Here is an 18,999-nt window from a genome sequence, read left to right on the forward strand (position 1 = left end):
GCAACGTGCTGCGCCCCGGTCGCCCTGACGACCGCATCGCAGCACGTCCCGGAGGCCTCGGGCAGCGAGGGCAGGCAGCGACCTCAGGCAGCGACGGCCAGCCGGTACCCCCGCTTGACCACGGTCAGGACCGCCCGGGTGCCGATCGCCGCCCGCAGCCGCGCCACCGCCATCTCCACGGCGTGCTCCGAGCCCGCCTGACCGCTGGGCAGCGCGGCGAGGAGCGCCTGGCGGGAGACCACGTGGCCGGGGTTGACCAGCAGGCAGGACAGCACCGCCGCCGGTGCCGGCGAGAGCGGAACCTCCACCCCGTCGGCCAGCACCCGGTCGGAGTGCACCAGCAGCTGGCGGCCGTCGGCGAGCAGGATCTCCAGCCCGTCGCGCCGCGAGGGCAGCTCGAGCTCCAGCATCCGCACCATCGGCGCCAGCCGGGAGCGTTCGGGGAAGAGCGTCGGCACGCCCCACATCTCGAACGCCGCCGCGGTCACCGGCCCCACGCAGGCGGCGACCACCGCCGACTGGAACGCGGCGATCACGTCGTCGCGCCGTCCCGTCGCGACGCTGGCGTCCATGAGCGCGGCCACCGCGGGCGCCGAGGTGAAGGTGACGGCATCCAGCGCCCGGTCGGCGATCAGGTCGACGAGCCGGAACATCGGCGTCGGGTCCTCCGCGCTCGCCACCCGGTACACCGGCACCGTGGTCACCTCGGCCCCCTGGCGGCGCAGCGCGTGCGCGGCCATCGACAGCGACTGGCCGTGCTCCTGCACGACGATCCGTACGCCGGACAGGTCGCGTCCGCGCAGGTGCGCGAGCACGTCCTCGAAGCACTCCGACTCCGGCGCCCACAGCTCGCGCAGCCCGTTGCGGCGCAGCACGCCGACGCTCTTCGGCCCGCGGGCCAGGATCTCGGCGTCGGCCAGGTGCGCGACGAGCCTCTCGCCGATCCCCCAGCGCTGCGCGGCGTCCAACCAGACCTTCATCCCGATGCCGGTGGTGGCCAGGAAGACGTCGACGCGGCGGGCCAGGACCTGCTCGGTGGCGGCCCGCAGCTCAGCGTCGTCGATGTGGTTGGGCTCGGTCGACAGCGCCGCGCCCCACTCCACGTCGGCGCCGCGGCGGGTGAGCATGCCGATCTGCTCGTCGACCTTGCGAGCGGCGGTGACGCCGATCCGGAACCCCGTGAGCGGTCGCGCCTCGTCGATCGCCGCACTCATCCGGCCTCCCGCGCCAGGTCGTCCACCAGGTCGTCCACCAGGTCGTCCAGCGGGGCCGGCACGCGTACCGGACCGACCAGCACGCTACCCGCGACGACGGCGACATCGTACGAGTCGACCGCCGCTGAGACGTCGTCGAGGCAGCGGCCGGTCCTCAGGTCGAAGGCCTGCTTGTACATCGGCGAGGAGACCACGGGCACCTCGCCCCGGGTGCCGACGATGCCCCGCGAGAGGACGGAGGCGCCGGAGAACGGGTCCACGTTGCCGAGCGCGAAGACCTCGTCGGCGTGCGTACGGAACACCGCGACCCCGACGCCGTGGACCAGCGCCGCGACGCCCGTCTCGGGTGCGATGGCAGTCAGCTCGCAGACCGGCTCGAAGCCGACGAGGTCGGGGCTCACCGGGCCGGTCACCGGGCCGCTCACCGGGGCGCCCCGACCGGGATGCGGGCGCCGAGCTCGACGGTCGCCGGCTGGATCTGGTCGCGCTCGGTGGTGAACGCGATCGCCGGGTCGGGGGTGCCGGGCGCGTTGACGAAGGAGGTGAAGCGGGCGAGCTTCTCAGGGTCCTCGAGCGTGGCCTGCCACTCGTCGACGTAGCTGCCGACATGGCGCGCCATCTCCGCCTCCAGCTCGGCCCCGAGCCCCAGGGCGTCGTCGACCACGACCTCGCGGACCCGATCCAGCCCGCCGTCGAGGCGGTCGATCCAGGTCGAGGTCCGCTGCAGCCGGTCGGCCGTCCGGACGTAGTACATGAGGAACCGGTCGAGGTAGGAGACCAGCGTCCCCGTGTCGAGGTCGCCGGCGAGCAGCACCGCGTGCGCGGGCACCGCGCCCCCGTTGCCACCGACGTACAGGTTCCAGCCCTTCTCGGTGGCGATGACACCGAAGTCCTTGCCGCGGGCCTCGGCGCACTCCCGCGCGCACCCCGACACCCCGCCCTTCAGCTTGTGCGGGCTGCGCAGACCGCGGTAGCGCAGCTCGAGCGCGATCGCGAGACCGACACTGTCCTGGACCCCGTACCGGCACCACGTGGAGCCGACGCACGACTTCACCGTGCGCAGCGACTTGCCGTACGCGTGGCCGGACTCGAAGCCCGCGTCGACCAGCCGGCGCCAGATGGTCGGCAGCTGCTCGACGCGGGCGCCGAACAGGTCGATCCGCTGGCCGCCGGTGATCTTCGTGTACAGCCCGAAGTCGCGGGCCACCTCGCCGATCACGATGAGCTTGTCGGGGGTGATCTCGCCGCCGGGGATGCGCGGCACCACCGAGTACGTGCCGTTGCGCTGGATGTTGGCCAGGTACGCGTCGTTGGTGTCCTGGAGCTTGGCGGTGCCGGACTCCAGCACGTGACCGTTGAACTGGCTGGCCAGGATGCTCGCCACCACCGGCTTGCAGACGTCGCACCCGCGACCGCCGCGACCGTGCGCCTCCAGGAGGTCGTCGAAGCGCCGGTAGCCGTGCACGGAGACGAGGTCGAACAGCTCCTGACGGGTGTGGCCGAAGTGCTCGCACAGGCTCCGGTCGACGGTCTGGCCGGTGGCCGCGAAGTGCTCCTCGACCAGGTTCTTGACGACCGAGAAGCAGGAGCCGCAGGTCCCCCCGGCGCGGGTGCACGCCTTGACGCACGCGGCATCGGCGCAGGCGTGGCCCTCGCTGGTCGAGCCTGTCGAGACCCCCGACACCGCGGCCAGGATCTGTCCCTTGGTGACGTCGTTGCACGAGCACACCTGCGCCTCGTCGGGCATGCCCACGCCAGCGGGGGCCCCGTCGGAGCCGGGCAGGATCAGCTGTTCGGGGTTGTCGGGCAGCGCCATGCCGGAGGAGACCATCGGCCTCAGCACCCCGTACGCGCTGGCGTCGCCGACGAGGATGCCGCCCAGCAGCCGGTAGGTGCCGTCGTCGGCCTCCCCGACGACGAGCTTCTTGTACACCCCCGCCACGGCGTCGGCGTACGTCAGCTCGAGCGCGTCGGGGGTCGTCGCGAACGCGTCGCCGAAGCTGGCCACGTCGACGCCGAGCAGCTTGAGCTTGGTGGACATGTCGGCGCCGGTGAAGGCGGCGGCGCCGTCGAGCAGGGCGTCCACGACGACCTCGGCCATCGTGTAGCCGGGCGCCACCAGGCCGTACATCGTGCCCCCCGGGGCGGCGCACTCCCCGATCGCGAAGACCGCCGGGTCGGCCGTACGGCACTGCTCGTCGACCAGGATGCCGCCGCGCTCGGCGACGGGGAGGTCGCACTCGCGGGCCAGGGCGTCGCGGGGGCGGATGCCGGCGGAGAAGACGACGACCTGGGCGTCGATCGTGGTGGTCGCGGCCCCCTCCTCGGTGCCGGCGGGACGGTACCGCAGGCCGGTCACGACCCCTCCGGCGCCGGGCTCGCCGTCGCCCTCGATCGCCTCGGTCAGCACCCCGGCGTGCACGCTGACCCCGAGACCCTCGATGTGGCGCACCAGCGTCTGGCCGGCCGCCTCGTCGAGCTGCACCGGCATCAGGCGCGGAGCCATCTCCACGACGTGGGTGCTCAGGCCCAGCTGCACCAGGGCGTTGGCCGCCTCCAGCCCGAGCAGGCCGCCGCCGATGACGATGCCGGAGGTGGCACCCGCGCTGGCGGCCCGGATCGCCTCGAGGTCGTCGATGGTGCGGTACGTGAAGCAGCCGGCCAGGCCCCGTCCCGGCACCGGAGGCACGAAGGGGGCCGCCCCGGTGGCGAGCACCAGCACGTCGTAGCCGAGCACCTCGACGGTGCCGGGACTGCCCAGCGGCTCCTCGACCGCGGCGACGGCCGGGGACACGAACGTCACGGTGCGGGCTCCCCGGTCGACCTCGGTGACGGCCGCGTCCAGGACGAGCCGCACCCGCGGGTCCTGGTACGCGCCGCCGGGCAGCAGGGAGAGGGCCTCGGTGCCGTCGGCGAACCAGCTGGTCAGGGCGACGCGATCGTACGCGGCGTGCGTCTCCTCACCGATGACGACCACGTCGTGGGTCTGCGTGAGACCTCGCTCGACGGCGGCCTGGACGAAGCGGTGGCCGACCATGCCATGGCCGACGACGACGATCCGGGGGCGTGTGGGAGTCATGTCGACGACGCTAGGAACGCCCCGTTGACTCTGGTGTCGCGCAATGTTTCGGGGAGGAAAACCCTCCCTCATCCGCTCACGGCCCACGCTCGGCCGACCACCCATGCGCCACAGCGCAGGCAGTTCGCGAGCGCCACCGAGCCACCACGCCCAGAGGGTGGCGGCGGGGCTGCGAACTGCCTGCCGGGCTGCGCCCCGGGAGCCTCACACGGAGACAGGAGCGAGCAGGCGCTCCACCGCCGGGCGGCACCCGCCGCAACCGGTCGTCGCCCGGGTCCGCTCCCGGGCGACCTCGAAGGAGCCGCACGCGCGGACCTCGCCGGCGCTCACCCCCGCGCAGGCGCACACCTCGGCGGAGTCGGGCAGCACCAGCGGTGCGTCGGTCGCCTCGGGCATCAGCAGCGCCCCCGGCTCACCGGGCCCGAGCACGGTGCCGCGGTCGTACAACTGGGTGATGAGCCCGATCCGCGACAGGTCGCCGACCAGCGCCGCCGCCACGATCCGCCCGCCGTCGACGACCAACCGGCGGTGCGAGCCGACGAGCGGGTTGGCCACCTCGACTACCTCGCCGGCGGTGCGCAGCGGGTCGCCGAGCACGGCGACGTCCAGGCCGGTCGCGCGCAGGCGCGCCACCGAGCGGCGCCCGTCGTACCGCGCCGTCCCGCCGCACAGCACGTCGGCCAGCACGCCCGCCTGCTCCCAGGCCGGCGGCACGAATCCGGTGACCCGGTCGCGGTGGCTGGCGCAGTCGCCGATGGCGTGCACCGACGGGTCGGTGACCGAGGCGAGCGTGGAGTCCACCACGATCCCGCGGCGGACCATGAGCCCCGCACGACGGGCCAGGGCCGTGGACGGTCGGCCGCCGGCGGCCAGCACGACCAGGTCGGTGGCCAGCGTGTACCCGTTGTCCAGGCGCAGGCCGTCGTCGTCGAGCCGTACGGCCCGGGCGCCGGTGTAGACCTCGGTGCCGAGCTGCCGCAGGGTCCGGGCGAGCACCGCGCCGGCGGCCGGGGCGACCTGGCTGGCCAGCAGGTGCGAGGCCCCCTCGACGACCTCCGTACGCATCCCGCGTGCCACCAGTGCCCGCGCCACCTGCAGGCCGAGCAGGCCACCGCCCACGACCACGGCCCGCTGCCCCGGTACGACGGCCGCGTCCAGTCCCCCGCAGTCGGCCAGCGAACGGAACGCGTGCACCCGCGGGTGCAGCGTGCCGTCGAGGCGGACCAGCCCGCGCACGGGCGGCAGGGTCGGGATGGAGCCGGTCGCCAGGACGAGCCGGTCGTACCCGATGCGCTCACCGTCGACGAGCATCACCTCGCGGGCGCCGCGGTCGACCTCCAGGACGCGAGCCCCCAGCCGGAGCGTGACCCCGTGCTCGGCGAACCACTGCGGCGAGCGCAGGGTCAGCGCGGACGGGTCGTGGGTCCCCTCGAGCACCGCGGAGAGCAGGATCCGGTTGTACGGCGCCACCGGTTCGTCGGCGAGCACCGTGACGCGGGTGCCATCGTACCCGCGCGCCAGCAGCTCCTCGACGAGCCGTACGGCGGCCATCCCGCCGCCGACCACGACGATCCTCACGGGGTCCACCTCACCCTGTGCCTGCTCATGCCGGGGTCACCTCGACCGCGCACACCTTGAACTCCGGCATTCGCGACGCCGGGTCGAGGGCGTCGTTGGTGAGTCGGTTGACCCCGACCCAGTGGAACGGCACGAAGACGGTGTCGGGCCGCACCGTTCCCACGACCCGCGCGGGTGCGACCATCCGTCCGCGGCGGGTGCGCAGCCGTACGGGCTCGCCGTCGGCCACGCCGAGCCGGCCCGCCAGCAGCGGGTGCATCTCCACGAAGGCGCCGGTGTCGGGCAGCGAGCGCACCCGACGCGTCTGCGCGCCCGACTGGTACTGGGCCAGCACGCGGCCGGTGGTCAGGTGCACCGGGTACTCCGCGCACGGCTGCTCGGCCGCACCCCGGTGCTCCACGACCAGCATCCGGGCGCGGCCGTCGGGGTGGGCGAAGGTGTCGGCGAAGAGGCGCTCACCACCCCAGAAGACGCCCTGCTCGGCGCGGATCCGGTCGTAGGTGATGGCCGAGTAGTCGGCCGGACCGCCCGCCGAGGCCCGTCCGAGCTCGGCGAACACTGCCTCGGGGTCGCGCTCGAACGGCACCGGCGCGCCGAGCCGCTCGGCCAGGTCGACGAGCAGGTCGAGGTCGCTGCGCACCCCCGCCGGAGGCCGTACGGCCCGCTGGCGCAGGATGACGCGGCCCTCCAGGTTGGTCATCGTCCCGGTCTCCTCGGCCCACTGGGTCACCGGCAGCACGACGTCGGCCATCGCGGCCGTCTCCGACATGACGACGTCGGCGACCACGAGCAGGTCGAGCGACTCCAGGCGGGCACGCACGTGGTCGGCGTTGGGGGCGCTGACCACGATGTTGGAGCCCAGGACGAGCATCGCGGAGGGGCCCTCAGTGGTGCCCAGCGCGTCGAGCAGCTCGTACGCGGAGCGCCCCGGCCCGGGCAGGGAGTCGGGGTCCACTCCCCACACCGAGGCCACGTGCGCGCGGGCGGCGGGGTCGTCGATGCGTCGGTAGCCGGGCAGCTGGTCGGCCTTCTGCCCGTGCTCCCGGCCGCCCTGCCCGTTGCCCTGGCCGGTGAGACAGCCGTACCCGGCACCGGGCCGGCCCACCATGCCCAGCGCGAGGGTCACGTTGATCCACGCCAGCACCGTGTCGGAGCCCGTGGAGTGCTGCTCCGCGCCACGGGCGGTCAGCGCCATCACCCGGCCAGCCCCGGCGAGCAGGTCCGCGAGCGCGCGCACCTCGTCGGCGGCGACCCCGGTGACACGCTCGACCCGCTCGGGCCACCAGGCGGCGGCCGACTCGCGCACCTGCTCCCACCCGGTCGTCCGGGCCGCCAGATAGTCCTCGTCGACGGCCCCTGCCGCGACCAGCAGGTGCAGCACGCCGAGGGCGAGCGCGAGGTCGGTGCCGGGCACCGGCTGGACGAGGACGTCGGCACGCTCCGCGGTCGGGGTGCGCCGCGGGTCGACGACCACGACCTTCCCCCCGCGTGCCCGCAGGCGGTCGAGGTGCCGGGCCGCGGGCGGCATCGTCTCGGCGAGGTTGGAGCCGACGAGGACGAGCACGTCGGTCTCCTCGACGTCGGCCAGCGGGAACGGCAGCCCGCGGTCCAGCCCGAACGCGCGGATCCCCGCCGAGGCGGCCGACGACATGCACCAGCGGCCGTTGTAGTCGATCTGCGAGGTGCCCAGGGCGACGCGGGCGAACTTCCCCAGCGTGTACGCCTTCTCGTTGGTCAGGCCGCCGCCACCGAAGACGGCCACCGCGTCGGCGCCCCGCTCGGCGCGCACGGCCCGCAACCCCTCAGCGACCAGGTCGAGGGCCTCGTCCCAGGACAGCGGAGACCACTCGCCGGTCTCCCGGTCCCGGCGCAGCGGGGTGGTGAGCCGCTCGCGGCTGCCGTACAGCCCGGCGGCGTTCCAGCCCTTGCGGCACAGCCCGCCCTCGTTGACCTCGAACTCCTCCCACGCCTCGACCACCGGCGTACGGCTGCCGCGCAGCCGCATCCCGCACTGCAGCGAGCAGTAGGGGCAGTGCGTCTCGGTGGCACCCGAGGAGGAGACCGGTGCCGGGCGCACCTCAGATCCCGGCACGGGCGAGGCCCCGGACGTGCTGGACGCGGCGCAGGAAGACGCCCCACGTCACGGCCGCGCAGAGCAGGTAGTAGGCCGTGAAGATCGCGAACGCCCCCCGCGTCGCCGACAACGGGTCGGCGACCCACGGGGCGGAGAACGCCAGCGGGACCAGGAAGCCGCCCATCGCGCCCACCGCGCCGATGATCCCGAGCGCCGCCGAGGACTGCCGGGTCGCGGCGGCCAGGGCCTCGGCCCGCTCGCGGGTGCCGGGGGTGGTGGCGCGCTCGGCGCGCACCCGCCAGATCGAGGGGATCATCTTGTACGTGGAGCCGTTGCCGATGCCGGTGGCGGCGAAGATGCACAGGAAGAACCCGAGGAACAGCCCGAACCACTCCGCGTTGGCCGAGGCCACCACCGGGTCCGCGGTCGGGTTGGGGGTCAGCTGGGTGAGGACCCACAGCACCCCGAGGGTGCATGCCACCATCGCCACGAACGCGCCGAGCGTGACCCGCGCACCCCCGAGCCGGTCGGCGAGCCAGCCGCCGAACGGACGGGTGAGGGAGCCGACGCCAGCGCCGAGGAAGGCGTAGTAGGCGAAGTAGATGCCGGTGCCGAGCGGGGCGGGCTCGGGCACCCAGAAGTTGAGCTTGATCAGCAGCGGCATCGCGGCGGAGTAGCCGATGAAGGAGCCGAAGGTGCCGATGTAGAGCAGGGACATCACCCACGTCTCGCGCTGGCGCACCACCTGGGCCTGCTCGCCGCGGGGCGCGTTGGTGGCGGTGGTGAGGTTGTCCATCCACAGCCACGCCGCAAGGGTGGCGAGGATCGCGAGCCCGGCGTACAGCCAGGCGGCCCGCTCGAGGTGGACCCCGGCACCGGACGCCTTGACCAGCCCGAAGATGCCGGCGCCGCCGACCACGACGGGCAGCAGCAGCTGGATGAGCGCGACGCCGAGGTTGCCGCCGGCGGCGTTGAGGCCGAGCGCCGCACCCTTGCGGTCGGCGGGGTAGAAGAAGTTGATGTTGGCCATCGACGAGGCGAAGTTGCCGCCGCCGACGCCCGCGGTGGCCGCGATCAGGCAGAAGACCCAGTACGGCGTGGCCGGGTTCTGCACGGCGAGGGCGAACAGCACCGTCGGCACGAGCAGCAGGGCGGCGCTGGCGATGGTCCAGTTGCGCCCGCCGAAGCGCGGCACGGCGAAGGTGTACGGCAGCCGCAGCAGCGAGCCGACGAGGTTGGGCAGGGCCACCAGCAGGAACAGCTGCTGGGCGCTGAACTCGAACCCCTGGGCCAGCAGGAACGCCGACGAGACGCTCCAGATCAGCCACACCGAGAAGCCGACGTGCTCGGCGAAGATCGACCAGATGAGGTTGCGGCGGGCGACCGCGCGGCCCGTGGCCTCCCAGAACTCCGGGTCCTCGGGTCGCCAGTCGGTGATCCAGCGGCGGGTACGGCGGGGCGTGGTGGTCGTGCTCATGGGGGCCTCCAGCGGGTCGGGCGTGGCCCCAGCCTCCGACCGGCGTGTGTCACCTCCCGCGTCACGCCGTGGCCTTCGGGTCAACTTCTCCTCACGGCCTCACACCGGCCGGCCGCCTGAGCGACGACCGGGCGAAGGCGGACCAACGGGTCAGCGCGTTCCTGGGGTCCGGGTGGACGGGGGTGGCTGCCGACCGCTTCGCCGACGCGTGGGAGGACTGGAAGGTCGCGGCCGACCAGGTCCGGGACGGGCTCACCTCCATGTCGGAGCTGGTCCGGGCCGTCCACGACGACCTCGTTCGGCAGGACGACGCCTCCCAGGCCCGGGTCGACGCGGTCTCCGCGCGCATCGTGGACAGGCTCGGCTGATGGCGGCCGGCGGCAACGCGTACTCGATCCAGCCCGACGAGCTCGACGGCGTGATCACCGACCTCGAGCGGTGCGAGGCGGCCCTGGACGCCATGCTCGAGGACCTGGAGCGGGACATGAGGTCCCTGCACTCCGTGTGGGAGGGTCTCAGCGCCCAGGCCCAGCGCGAGGCCCAGGAGGAGTGGCAGCTCGGCATGCGGGCCATGCGCGCCTCGCTGGCCGAGCTCCGCTCCGCCGGTCGCAGCGCGCACGGCAACTACACGAAGGTCATCACAGACAACCTCGGCCTGTGGCAGGGGCTCGCATGACGAGGATCGATCCCGACGAGGTCCTCAAGGCAGCCGACCACTTCGCCGACGCCAACGGGGCGGCGGCCGTCGCGTACGGCACCCTCAAGGGCTGGATCGCCAGCTCGGGGAACATGGCCGGTGACGACAAGACCTCCGAGGACTTCGCCGGGCAGTACGACACCGCGGCCAAGGACGCCATGCACGCTGCCGCGGAGATGGTCGACGCCCTGGCTGGCATGGCGCGGCTGGTCTACCTGACCGCCGGCAACCACTCCAACGCCAACCTGGCGTCGGTCTACAGCGCCAACCCGCCCGAGCTCAACGCCTGCGTGCCTCCCGACACCACCGTCTCGGTCACGCCCTACACACCGCCCAGCTCGGTGGGTGGCGACGACCCCAACACCCCCGACCTGTGGGACAAGATCACCGACTACCTGGAGGGGTACACGTGGCCGGGCGCCGACGTGGACACGCTCCGCTCGGTCGGCGACGCGTGGAAGAAGTTCCAGACCACCATCACCGAGTCCGTGCTCCCCCACATCGACTCGGCGCTGTCCGTGCTGCGTCAGCAGGACTCGGCGGACATCGACACCGCGATCGGCGTGATCAGCAACCTCAAGCTCGAGGTGGACGAGCTGGGCCACCACGTGGGCGAGCTGGGCTCCGCGTGCCGCGGCTACGCCGATCAGGTGGAGGCCGTGCGCGAGACGGTCAAGGACATCCTGAAGGACCTCGCCATCGAGGTCGGCATCACGGCCGTGGTGGCGGGCGGCCTCGCCTTCTTCACCGCCGGCATCAGCGCGGGTGGCGGCACGGCCATCGCAGGATGGCGCCTCGCCTCGGCGGGACGCAAGGTCGTCAAGGCGTTCTCCGCGATGAAGGCCGCGGTGAAGGTCGGCGCGGTGGCCAAGATCGTCACCGCGGGGCGGAAGATCCCCTTCCTGGCCAAGCGGTTCAGACGGGTCAGCGACGCCGCCAACGCGGCCAAGCACAGCAAGTACGTCGAGCAGCTGCGCAAGGCGATGGGCAAGCCGACGGGCGGCAAGTGGCACAGCCAGAAGGCGGAGGACAAGATCCGCGAGCTGGAGAAGTGGCTCAAGAACAACCCCAAGGCCACGCCCGGGGACCGGGCCGCTGCGGAGAACGTCATCCGTGACATGCAGGATGCACTGAACGGCAACTGAGGAGCACCACCGATGCAGTACCTGGACGAGTTCACCCGCGCCCTCTACACGGCCGTGCCGGAACTCCCCGCGGCGATGCGCGACGAGGGCGAGCAGGCCGAGCCGGACCACGACATCCCGACGTCGTGGCTCGGCTACCTGGGGGGAGCGTTGGCCACCGTGCTGCCCCGTCTGTCCCCCGAGGCCGCCGGGCAGGCCTTCACCGTGATCGAGCGTTACCTCACGCGTGCCGACGACGCCCTGAGCACCGGGATCGCCACCGGTCTGCTCGAGTCCTTGGCGAACGCCGTCTCCCGCGGCCGCCTGGAGGCCCCGCTGCTGGCCGGGGTGCTCCGACCGGCCAGCCGCCAGTACATCGACGCCTGGGACGAACTGACGCTCGGCCGGTCCTCCCTGGAGTCCGAGTGAGCGACGCTCCCGACCCGCAGGACGACGTGAAGTTCAAGGCGTACCTGGCCCAGGCCCTGCAGAACCTCCCCCGCGACGCGGAGGGCCAGGACCTGCGGCGCGCGGTCTCCGCGTACGTCGAGGGACGTGCCTCGCTCAGCGAGGTCGCGAGCACACCGTCCGTGGCCACGCTCATCGAGCGCGGGCTGGCCGCGTTCGACACTGCGTGGTCGGAGATGTCGCCCGCCGATCGTGGCGAGGCCATCGAGGCGGGGGCGGATGTCGTGCGGAGCATCGAGCTGCCCCGCTGACCCCGTCTGGCCGTTCCAGCCTCGAGTGACGACCAGACCGGCGACCGCTCGTCGTACCAGAGCAACCGCTTGGCGCGTGCTGGGCGCCACCCGGCGACGGCTGCGACCGTGACTCTCGCCACACCGTTCCGGCTGCTGCCACGGTGACAGAGGTCACACCTGCGTGGCCCTGTCCGGAAAGGAGCAACCGGTGACTACATCAAGCCACGACCAGGCCGACCGTCACGATCCGGTGTACGACGAGCTCTCGGCCAAGCCCGAGTTCGCACGCCTGCGCCACCTGTACCGCCGATTCATCATCCCCGCGACCGTCGTCTTCATGGGCTGGTACGCGCTCTACGTCGTGATGTCGATGTTCGCGCCGGGGTTCATGAACCACAAGCTCGTGGGCCACATCAACGTGGCGCTCGTCTTCGGGCTCCTGCAGTTCGTGAGCACGTTCGTGATCGCCGCTCTCTACAGCCAGTACTCCAACAAGCACCTCGACCCGCTGGCCCGCCAGCTCACCGAGGAGTACGACTCGCGACGGGCCGGAGGCAACTGACATGGACGGCAACCAGATCCTCACCACGGTCCTCTTCCTCGCGGTGGTCGCCCTGACCATCGTGGTGACGCTGCGGGCCAGCAAGCAGACCTCCGGGGCGGCCGACTACTACGCCGGCGGCCGCGGGTTCTCGGGCTTCCAGAACGGCCTGGCCATCGGCGGCGACTACATGTCGGCGGCCTCGTTCCTCGGCATCACCGGTGCCATCGCGCTCTACGGCTACGACGGCTTCCTGTACTCGATCGGCTTCCTGGTGGCGTGGCTGGTGGCCCTGCTGCTGGTCGCCGAGGTCCTGCGCAACTCCGGCCGCTACACGATGGCCGACCAGCTGGCCTACCGCATGCGGCAGCGCCCGGTCCGTACGGCCGCCGCCGTCTCGACCGTGGTCGTCTCGATCTTCTACCTGCTGGCCCAGATGGTCGGCGCGGGCGCCCTGGTGGCCCTGCTGCTGGGCATCGACTCCGGCACGGTCAAGAACATCACCATCTTCATTGTCGGCCTGCTGATGATCTTCTACGTCACCGTCGGCGGCATGAAGGGCACGACGTACGTCCAGATGATCAAGGCCGTGCTGCTGATGCTCGGTTCCGCGCTGATCGTGGCCCTGGTGCTGATCAAGTTCAACTTCAACATCTCCGACCTGCTCGGTACCGCCGCGACCAACTCCGGCTCCGGCGAGGCGTTCCTGCAGCCGGGCCTGAAGTACGGCGCCACGCTGACCAGCAAGATCGACTTCATCTCGCTGGGCATCGCACTGGTGCTGGGCACCGCGGGCCTCCCGCACATCCTGATCCGCTTCTACACGACCCCGACCAGCCGCGACGCGCGCAAGTCGGTGCTGTGGGCGATCGGCCTGATCGGCACCTTCTACCTGTTCACGCTGGTCCTCGGCTTCGGCGCCGCGGCCCTGCTGAAGAAGACCGACTTCGACGCGGCCGGCAACCTGGCGGCACCGAAGCTGGCCGAGGTCGTCGGCGGCGGCATCGGCTCCACGGGAGGCGCCATCCTCCTGGCCCTGATCGCGGCGGTCGCGTTCGCCACGATCCTCGCGGTGGTCGCGGGCCTCACCCTGACCTCGTCGATGTCGGTGGCGCACGACCTGTACAACTCGGTCTTCCGGCACGGGGAGGCCACCGAGGCCGAGGAGCTGAAGGTCAGCCGGATCGCGGCCGGCGTCATCGGCCTGGTCTCGATCCTGCTGGCGATCCCGGCGCAGAGCCTCAACATCGCCTTCCTGGTGGCCCTCGCGTTCGCGGTCGCCGCGTCGGCGAACCTGCCGGCGATCCTGATGAACATGTTCTGGCGGCGGTTCAACACCCGCGGCGCGACGTGGAGCATCTACGGCGGCCTGATCCTCGCCGTCGGGCTGGTGGCCTTCTCGCCCGTCATGTCGGGGGCGGAGACGTCGCTCTTCCCGAACGTCGACTTCGCGTGGTTCCCGCTGGCCAACCCGGGCATCGTCTCCATCCCGGGCGGCTTCCTGCTGGGCATCATCGGCACGCTGACCTCGCACGAGCCGGCTGCCGAGGAGCGGTACACCGAGCTCGAGGTCCGCGCCCTGACCGGCGCGGGCGCCGAGGGTGCCGTCCAGCACTGATCGACCCAGGACGCACGAAGACCCCGGGCCCTTCCCCCGAAGGGACCCGGGGTCTTCGTCGTCGAAGGGCCGCCCCGCTCACCCCTGTGGAGCGGCGGCCCGGCGTCGAGCCTGCCAGCCGTACCGCCGCACCCGCCTGAGCAGCGGTACTCAGATCGCGACGACCGGACGCCGGGGACCGTTCGTCGCACCATCGGAACCGTTGGGCCGCACCCTTCTGGTGGCCGCCCTGTGACGCGGAATACGGTGGGCGTGACGTACGACACTCAGGCTCGTCGACCGCCGGGTCCGCCTCACGGGCGACCGTCACCACGAGACCGCCGGACACCCGCCTGGAACCAGGCGCTAGATTGCCGCTAATCCATGAACATGATTCCGAGGAGGACTCCATGTCGGACGAGACCCTGTCCAACCTGCTCCACGAGAACCGCCGATTCGCACCGCCGGCCGACCTCGCCGCCAACGCCAACGTGAAGGCCGAGGCGTACGAGCGCGCCGCCGCCGACCGCGAGGCCTTCTGGGCCGAGGCCGCCGAGCGTCTCGACTGGGGCAAGAAGTGGGACCAGGTCCTCGACTGGTCCAACCCGCCGTTCGCGAAGTGGTTCGTGGGTGGCGAGATCAACGCCTCGGTCAACTGCGTGGACCGTCACGTGGCCGCCGGACGGGGCGACAAGGTCGCGATCCACTGGGTCGGCGAGCCGGCCGAGGACACCCGCGACATCACCTACTCCGACCTCCTCGCCGAGGTCTCCCGCGCGGCCAACGCGCTGACCGAGCTGGGCGTCACCAAGGGCGACCGGGTAGCGATCTACATGCCGATGATCCCCGAGGTCGCGGTCGCCATGCTCGCCTGCGCCCGCCTCGGCGCGATCCACACCGTGGTCTTCGGCGGCTTCTCCGCCGACGCGCTCGCCTCGCGCATCGAGGACTGCCAGGCCAAGGTCGTCATCACCTCCGACGGCGGCTACCGCCGCGGCGCCCCCTCCGCGCTCAAGCCGGCCGTGGACGAGGCCGTCGCCAAGGTCGACGCCGTCCAGACCGGGCTCGTCGAGCGCGTCGTCGTGGTCCGCCGTACGGGTCAGGACGTCGCCTGGGACGACTCCCGCGACGTGTGGTGGCACGACGTGGTCGGCTCCGCCTCCCCGGAGCACACCGCCGAGATGCACGACTCCGAGCACCCGCTGTACGTCATGTACACCTCCGGCACCACGGGCAAGCCGAAGGGCATCCTGCACACCACGGGCGGCTACCTCACCGGCACCTCGTACACGCACTGGGCCGTCTTCGACCTCAAGGCCGACACCGACGTCTACTGGTGCACCGCCGACGTGGGCTGGGTGACCGGCCACTCGTACCTCGTCTACGGGCCGCTCGCCAACGGCGCCACCCAGGTCATGTACGAGGGCACCCCGGACGCCCCGCACAAGGGCCGCTGGTGGGAGATCATCGAGAAGTACGGCGTGACGATCTTCTACACCGCTCCCACCGCGATCCGGACGTTCATGAAGCAGGGACGCGAGATCCCCGACGGCTTCGACCTCTCCTCGGTGCGCCTGCTCGGGTCGGTCGGCGAGCCCATCAACCCGGAGGCGTACGTCTGGTACCGCGAGGTCATCGGCGGCGGCAACTGCCCCGTCGTGGACACCTGGTGGCAGACCGAGACCGGCCAGATCCTGATCAGCCCGCTGCCCGGCGTCACCGAGGGCAAGCCGGGCTCGGCGATGAAGGCGCTGCCCGGCATCGCCGCCGACGTGGTCGACGACGACGCGAACTCGGTCCCCGACGGCACCGGCGGCTACCTGGTGCTGCGCGAGCCGTGGCCGGCGATGCTGCGCACCCTGTGGGGCGACGACCAGCGGTTCAAGGACACCTACTGGTCGCGCTGGCAGGGCCTCTACTTCGCCGGCGACGGCGCCAAGAAGGACGAGGACGGCGACATCTGGGTGCTGGGCCGCGTCGACGACGTCATGAACGTGTCCGGCCACCGCCTCTCGACCACGGAGATCGAGTCGGCCCTGGTCTCGCACCCCAAGGTCGCCGAGGCCGCCGTCGTCGGTGCCGCCGACGACACCACCGGTCAGGCCGTCTGCGCGTTCGTCATCCTGCGCGAGTCCGCGGGCGACGGCGGGGAGAACATCTCCGAGGAGCTGCGCGCCCACGTGGCCAAGGAGATCGGCGCCATCGCCAAGCCGCGCCAGGTGCTGGTGGTGCCCGAGCTGCCCAAGACCCGCTCGGGCAAGATCATGCGCCGCCTGCTCAAGGACCTCGCCGAGGGACGCGACATCGGCGACGTCACCACGCTGGCCGACGCGGGCGTGATGGACCTGATCAAGGCACGCGACGCCGCACTCGGCAAGTGACCTGAGCACGCACGAGGCCCCCGACCTGCTGGTCGGGGGCCTCAGTCGTGCGGGGGTCGTACGTGGGATGCCTCAGCCGCGGGCGGCGTCCAGCTGGGCCTTGGTCAGCACGGGGCGGACCTCGAGCTCGACGTCGGCCAGCGGGTTCTCACCGGCGGGCGAGCGGTCGATCGCGCAGACCACGACCTCGACGACGGCTCCGGCCTCGCGCAGCGCCCGTACGGCGTCACGCACGGCACCGCCGGTGGTGATGACGTCCTCGACGAGGGTGACACGGCGGCCGGCGACGTCCTGGCCCTCGGCCAGCTTGCAGGTGCCGTACTCCTTCGCCTTCTTGCGCACGAACAGCGCCGGGATGCCGGTCTTGGCCGACACCATCGTGGCGATCGGGACGCCGCCGAGCTCGAGGCCGCCGAGCAGCTCGGTGCCCTCGGGGAGCAGGTCGACCATCTGGGCGGCCACGCGCTCGAGCAGGGCCGGGTCGGCCTCGAAGAGGTACTTGTCGAAGTACTCGTTCGACACCTGGCCCGAGCGGAGCGTGAACTCCCCGGTCAGGCGGCAGGTCGAGTCGATGTCAGCGGCGAGGGTGGGGTCGGCGGCCATGCGCCGCAATCTACCGGGAGGCCGCGCCTACGATCGGGGCACCCATGGTGACCACCCACGACATCACGACCCCGCCGCCCCTGCGCCGCGTCGCCCTGCCCGCGTTCGGGCCACCGCTGCTCACCTCGATCGGGTTCGGTGCGGTGCTGCCGGTCCTCCCGCTGCACGCGCGGGCGCTGGGTGCCAGCGTGGGCGAGGCGGCCGCCCTGGTGGCACTGGTCAGCGTCGGGACGCTGCTGATGGCGCTGCCCTCGGGTGCGCTGATCAGCAGGGTGGGCGAACGCTGGGCGATGACGATCATGGGCGTCGCCGAGGCGGCGCTGTGCCTGCTGGCGTGGCGTACGGACTCGCTCGCCGTCTTCGCCGGTGTCGGGTTCGGGCTCGGCATGACCACCACGGTCGCGATGCAGGCACGGCAGGGCTTCCTGATCGACGCCTTCGGCGAGACCCACCGGGCGCGGGCCATGTCGACCATGGGCGGCGTCTTCCGGATCGGCCTGCTCCTCGGCCCCCTGGTCGGCGCCGGGCTGATCCACGCGTACGGCCTGGCGTCGGTCTTCGCCCTCGCCGCCCTCACCGCGCTGCTGTCGGTGCTGGCCGTGCAGACCATGCCTGACCTGGGCGCCCACGACCGGACGGCCGGGCCGGGGCCGTCGGTCGTCTCGGTGCTGCTGTCCCACCGCCGCGACCTGCTCGTGTACGGCAGCGCCGTCGCGGTGATCCAGGGCTCACGCTCGCTGCGGTTCGTGCTGCTGCCGCTGTGGTGCGAGCACGTGGGTCTCTCGGCCGCCTCGACGTCGCTGATCGTCGGCATCGCGGCCGCCGTCGACGTCTGCTTCTTCTACCCGGCGGGCTGGGTGATGGACCACCACGGCCGGGCACCGGTGGCGTTCTGCGTGGTCGTGGGCGCCGCCCTGGGCTGTCTGCTGCTCCCCCTCGCGGACACGTTCGGCACCGTGCTCGCGGTGGCCTGCGTGATCGCCGTCGGCAACGGGATGGGGTCGGGCATCGTGCTCACCATGGGCGCCGACACCGCGCCACAGGCCGGCCGCGCGCAGTACCTGGGCGGGTGGCGGCTGGTCGCCGAGCTCGGCTCCGGCTCCGCACCCCTGGCGCTGGGGGTGCTGGTCGCCGCGGTGCCGCTGGGCGCGGCCTGCCTCGCCCTCGGCGGCGCCACTCTGGCCGGAGCCGCGTGGGCGACCGGGTGCGCTCGTGCGTTGGACCGCCGCCGCGCCGCCACCCGCTGACCCGTGCGCGCTCACCCGTTACGGGTGAAACGACACGCTCGGCGCCGCGCGCGGGTCGGGCAGCTCCTACGCTGCCGGGACCGTACGGAGGAGGAGACATGCCCCAGAACTGGCTCGACGTGTCGTGGAAGGCGCTGGCCCTGCGCGCCGTGGTCGGCGTGGTGCTCGGTGTCGTGGCGATCGCGTGGCCGCAGGCGACCGTGCTCGCCTTCGTCGTCTTGTGGGGCGTGTGGGCGCTCGTGGACGGGGCTGGAGCCCTGGCCGTCGTCTTCGCCAAGGGGGTGCCGGGCGGTACCCGCGCGCTGGCTGGCGTCCTCGCCGCCCTCTCCCTGGCCGCCGCCGCGATCGCCATCCTGCGTCCCGGTGTCACCGCCGTGGCCATCACCTGGGTGCTCGGCGTGTGGCTCCTGGTCCGCGGTCTCCTCGAGGTCGTGGCCGCGGTCCGAGCCCCCGGCGCAGGCGCGAAGGCACTCATCGCGGTGACCGGCGTGCTGGACATCGTGCTGGGCGTGCTGTTCATGGCCAACCCGGGGCGTGCCGCGCTGGGTGTCGCCGTGGTCCTCGGTGTCCTCGCCGTCGTGTGGGGCGTAGTGCTGCTGGTCGCGGCGTTCGCGCTGCGCAGCCAGTCCCACGACCTCGCGGCTGGGCAGGCACCGGAGTTCCCGACGAGCCCCGCCCAAGGCTGA

The 18,999-nt window shown here is 72.4% G+C and carries 17 protein-coding genes; 10 read left to right on the forward strand and 7 right to left on the reverse strand.

Annotation, left to right across the window (positions count from 1 at the left end; translation table 11 throughout):
* Nucleotides 1-83: 83 nt before the first annotated feature.
* The 6 genes from ACI379_RS06665 to ACI379_RS06690 all read right to left on the reverse strand — a co-directional run bounded on the left by ACI379_RS06665 (nt 84) and on the right by ACI379_RS06690 (nt 9,422).
* Nucleotides 84-1,214 (reverse strand): uroporphyrinogen-III synthase, encoded by a 1,131-nt coding sequence (locus ACI379_RS06665; protein ID WP_439791295.1) that lies wholly within the window; start codon nt 1,212-1,214, stop codon nt 84-86.
* Complete coding sequence (gene nirD, locus ACI379_RS06670) at nt 1,211-1,639, reverse strand: nitrite reductase small subunit NirD (RefSeq protein WP_439791296.1); 429 nt, start codon at nt 1,637-1,639, stop codon at nt 1,211-1,213. The genes ACI379_RS06665 and nirD overlap by 4 nt, the downstream gene beginning before the upstream one ends.
* Nucleotides 1,636-4,293, reverse strand: a complete 2,658-nt coding sequence (gene nirB, locus ACI379_RS06675) for a nitrite reductase large subunit NirB (protein ID WP_439791297.1) — start codon at nt 4,291-4,293, stop codon at nt 1,636-1,638. Before nirB ends, nirD begins: the two co-directional genes overlap by 4 nt.
* 204 nt (nt 4,294-4,497) lie before the next feature.
* The gene (locus ACI379_RS06680) at nt 4,498-5,871 is read right to left on the reverse strand and encodes an FAD-dependent oxidoreductase (protein WP_439791298.1); all 1,374 of its coding nucleotides are present in this window, start codon (nt 5,869-5,871) and stop codon (nt 4,498-4,500) included.
* A 25-nt stretch (nt 5,872-5,896) separates the two neighbouring features.
* Complete coding sequence (locus ACI379_RS06685; RefSeq protein ID WP_439791299.1) at nt 5,897-7,948, reverse strand: molybdopterin oxidoreductase family protein; 2,052 nt, start codon at nt 7,946-7,948, stop codon at nt 5,897-5,899.
* A gap of 1 nt (nt 7,949) precedes the next feature.
* The gene (locus tag ACI379_RS06690; RefSeq protein WP_439791300.1) at nt 7,950-9,422 is read right to left on the reverse strand and encodes an MFS transporter; all 1,473 of its coding nucleotides are present in this window, start codon (nt 9,420-9,422) and stop codon (nt 7,950-7,952) included.
* A gap of 68 nt (nt 9,423-9,490) precedes the next feature.
* On the opposite strand from ACI379_RS06690, the gene ACI379_RS06695 reads away from it, so the two are divergent.
* The 8 genes from ACI379_RS06695 (at nt 9,491) to acs (ending at nt 16,463) form a co-directional block, all read left to right on the forward strand.
* Entirely contained in the window at nt 9,491-9,790 is a 300-nt protein-coding gene (locus ACI379_RS06695) for a WXG100 family type VII secretion target (RefSeq protein WP_439791301.1), read from the forward strand.
* Entirely contained in the window at nt 9,790-10,098 is a 309-nt protein-coding gene (locus tag ACI379_RS06700; RefSeq protein ID WP_439791302.1) for a WXG100 family type VII secretion target, read from the forward strand. Before ACI379_RS06695 ends, ACI379_RS06700 begins: the two co-directional genes overlap by 1 nt.
* A complete protein-coding gene (locus ACI379_RS06705; RefSeq protein ID WP_439791303.1) occupies nt 10,095-11,264 on the forward strand; it encodes a hypothetical protein in 1,170 nt (389 codons plus the stop codon). The genes ACI379_RS06700 and ACI379_RS06705 overlap by 4 nt, the downstream gene beginning before the upstream one ends.
* Nucleotides 11,265-11,276: 12 nt before the next feature.
* Nucleotides 11,277-11,672: a hypothetical protein gene (locus ACI379_RS06710; protein WP_439791304.1), complete on the forward strand. Its 396-nt coding sequence runs from the start codon at nt 11,277-11,279 to the stop codon at nt 11,670-11,672.
* On the forward strand, nt 11,669-11,962 hold the full coding sequence (locus ACI379_RS06715; protein ID WP_439791305.1) for a hypothetical protein: 294 nt from the start codon (nt 11,669-11,671) through the stop codon (nt 11,960-11,962). Before ACI379_RS06710 ends, ACI379_RS06715 begins: the two co-directional genes overlap by 4 nt.
* Before the next feature lie 190 nt (nt 11,963-12,152).
* On the forward strand, nt 12,153-12,506 hold the full coding sequence (locus ACI379_RS06720) for a DUF485 domain-containing protein (RefSeq protein WP_439791306.1): 354 nt from the start codon (nt 12,153-12,155) through the stop codon (nt 12,504-12,506).
* Between the two features lies 1 nt (nt 12,507).
* The gene (locus ACI379_RS06725) at nt 12,508-14,103 is read left to right on the forward strand and encodes a solute symporter family protein (protein WP_439791307.1); all 1,596 of its coding nucleotides are present in this window, start codon (nt 12,508-12,510) and stop codon (nt 14,101-14,103) included.
* A gap of 389 nt (nt 14,104-14,492) precedes the next feature.
* Nucleotides 14,493-16,463, forward strand: coding sequence for an acetate--CoA ligase (gene acs, locus ACI379_RS06730; protein ID WP_439791308.1), 1,971 nt, complete (start codon nt 14,493-14,495; stop codon nt 16,461-16,463).
* 72 nt (nt 16,464-16,535) lie between these two features.
* Here acs and pyrE read toward each other — a convergent pair whose 3' ends face one another.
* Nucleotides 16,536-17,066 carry an orotate phosphoribosyltransferase gene (pyrE, locus tag ACI379_RS06735; RefSeq protein WP_439791309.1) on the reverse strand — a complete coding sequence of 177 codons (531 nt, stop codon included), beginning with the start codon at nt 17,064-17,066 and terminating at the stop codon, nt 16,536-16,538.
* Between the two features lie 44 nt (nt 17,067-17,110).
* On the opposite strand from pyrE, the gene ACI379_RS06740 reads away from it, so the two are divergent.
* On the forward strand, nt 17,111-18,313 hold the full coding sequence (locus tag ACI379_RS06740; protein WP_439791310.1) for an MFS transporter: 1,203 nt from the start codon (nt 17,111-17,113) through the stop codon (nt 18,311-18,313).
* A gap of 98 nt (nt 18,314-18,411) precedes the next feature.
* Nucleotides 18,412-18,999 (forward strand): HdeD family acid-resistance protein, encoded by a 588-nt coding sequence (locus ACI379_RS06745; RefSeq protein WP_439791311.1) that lies wholly within the window; start codon nt 18,412-18,414, stop codon nt 18,997-18,999.

The sequence above is a fragment of the Nocardioides sp. genome (assembly GCF_051876515.1).
Lineage (GTDB): Bacteria > Actinomycetota > Actinomycetes > Propionibacteriales > Nocardioidaceae > Nocardioides.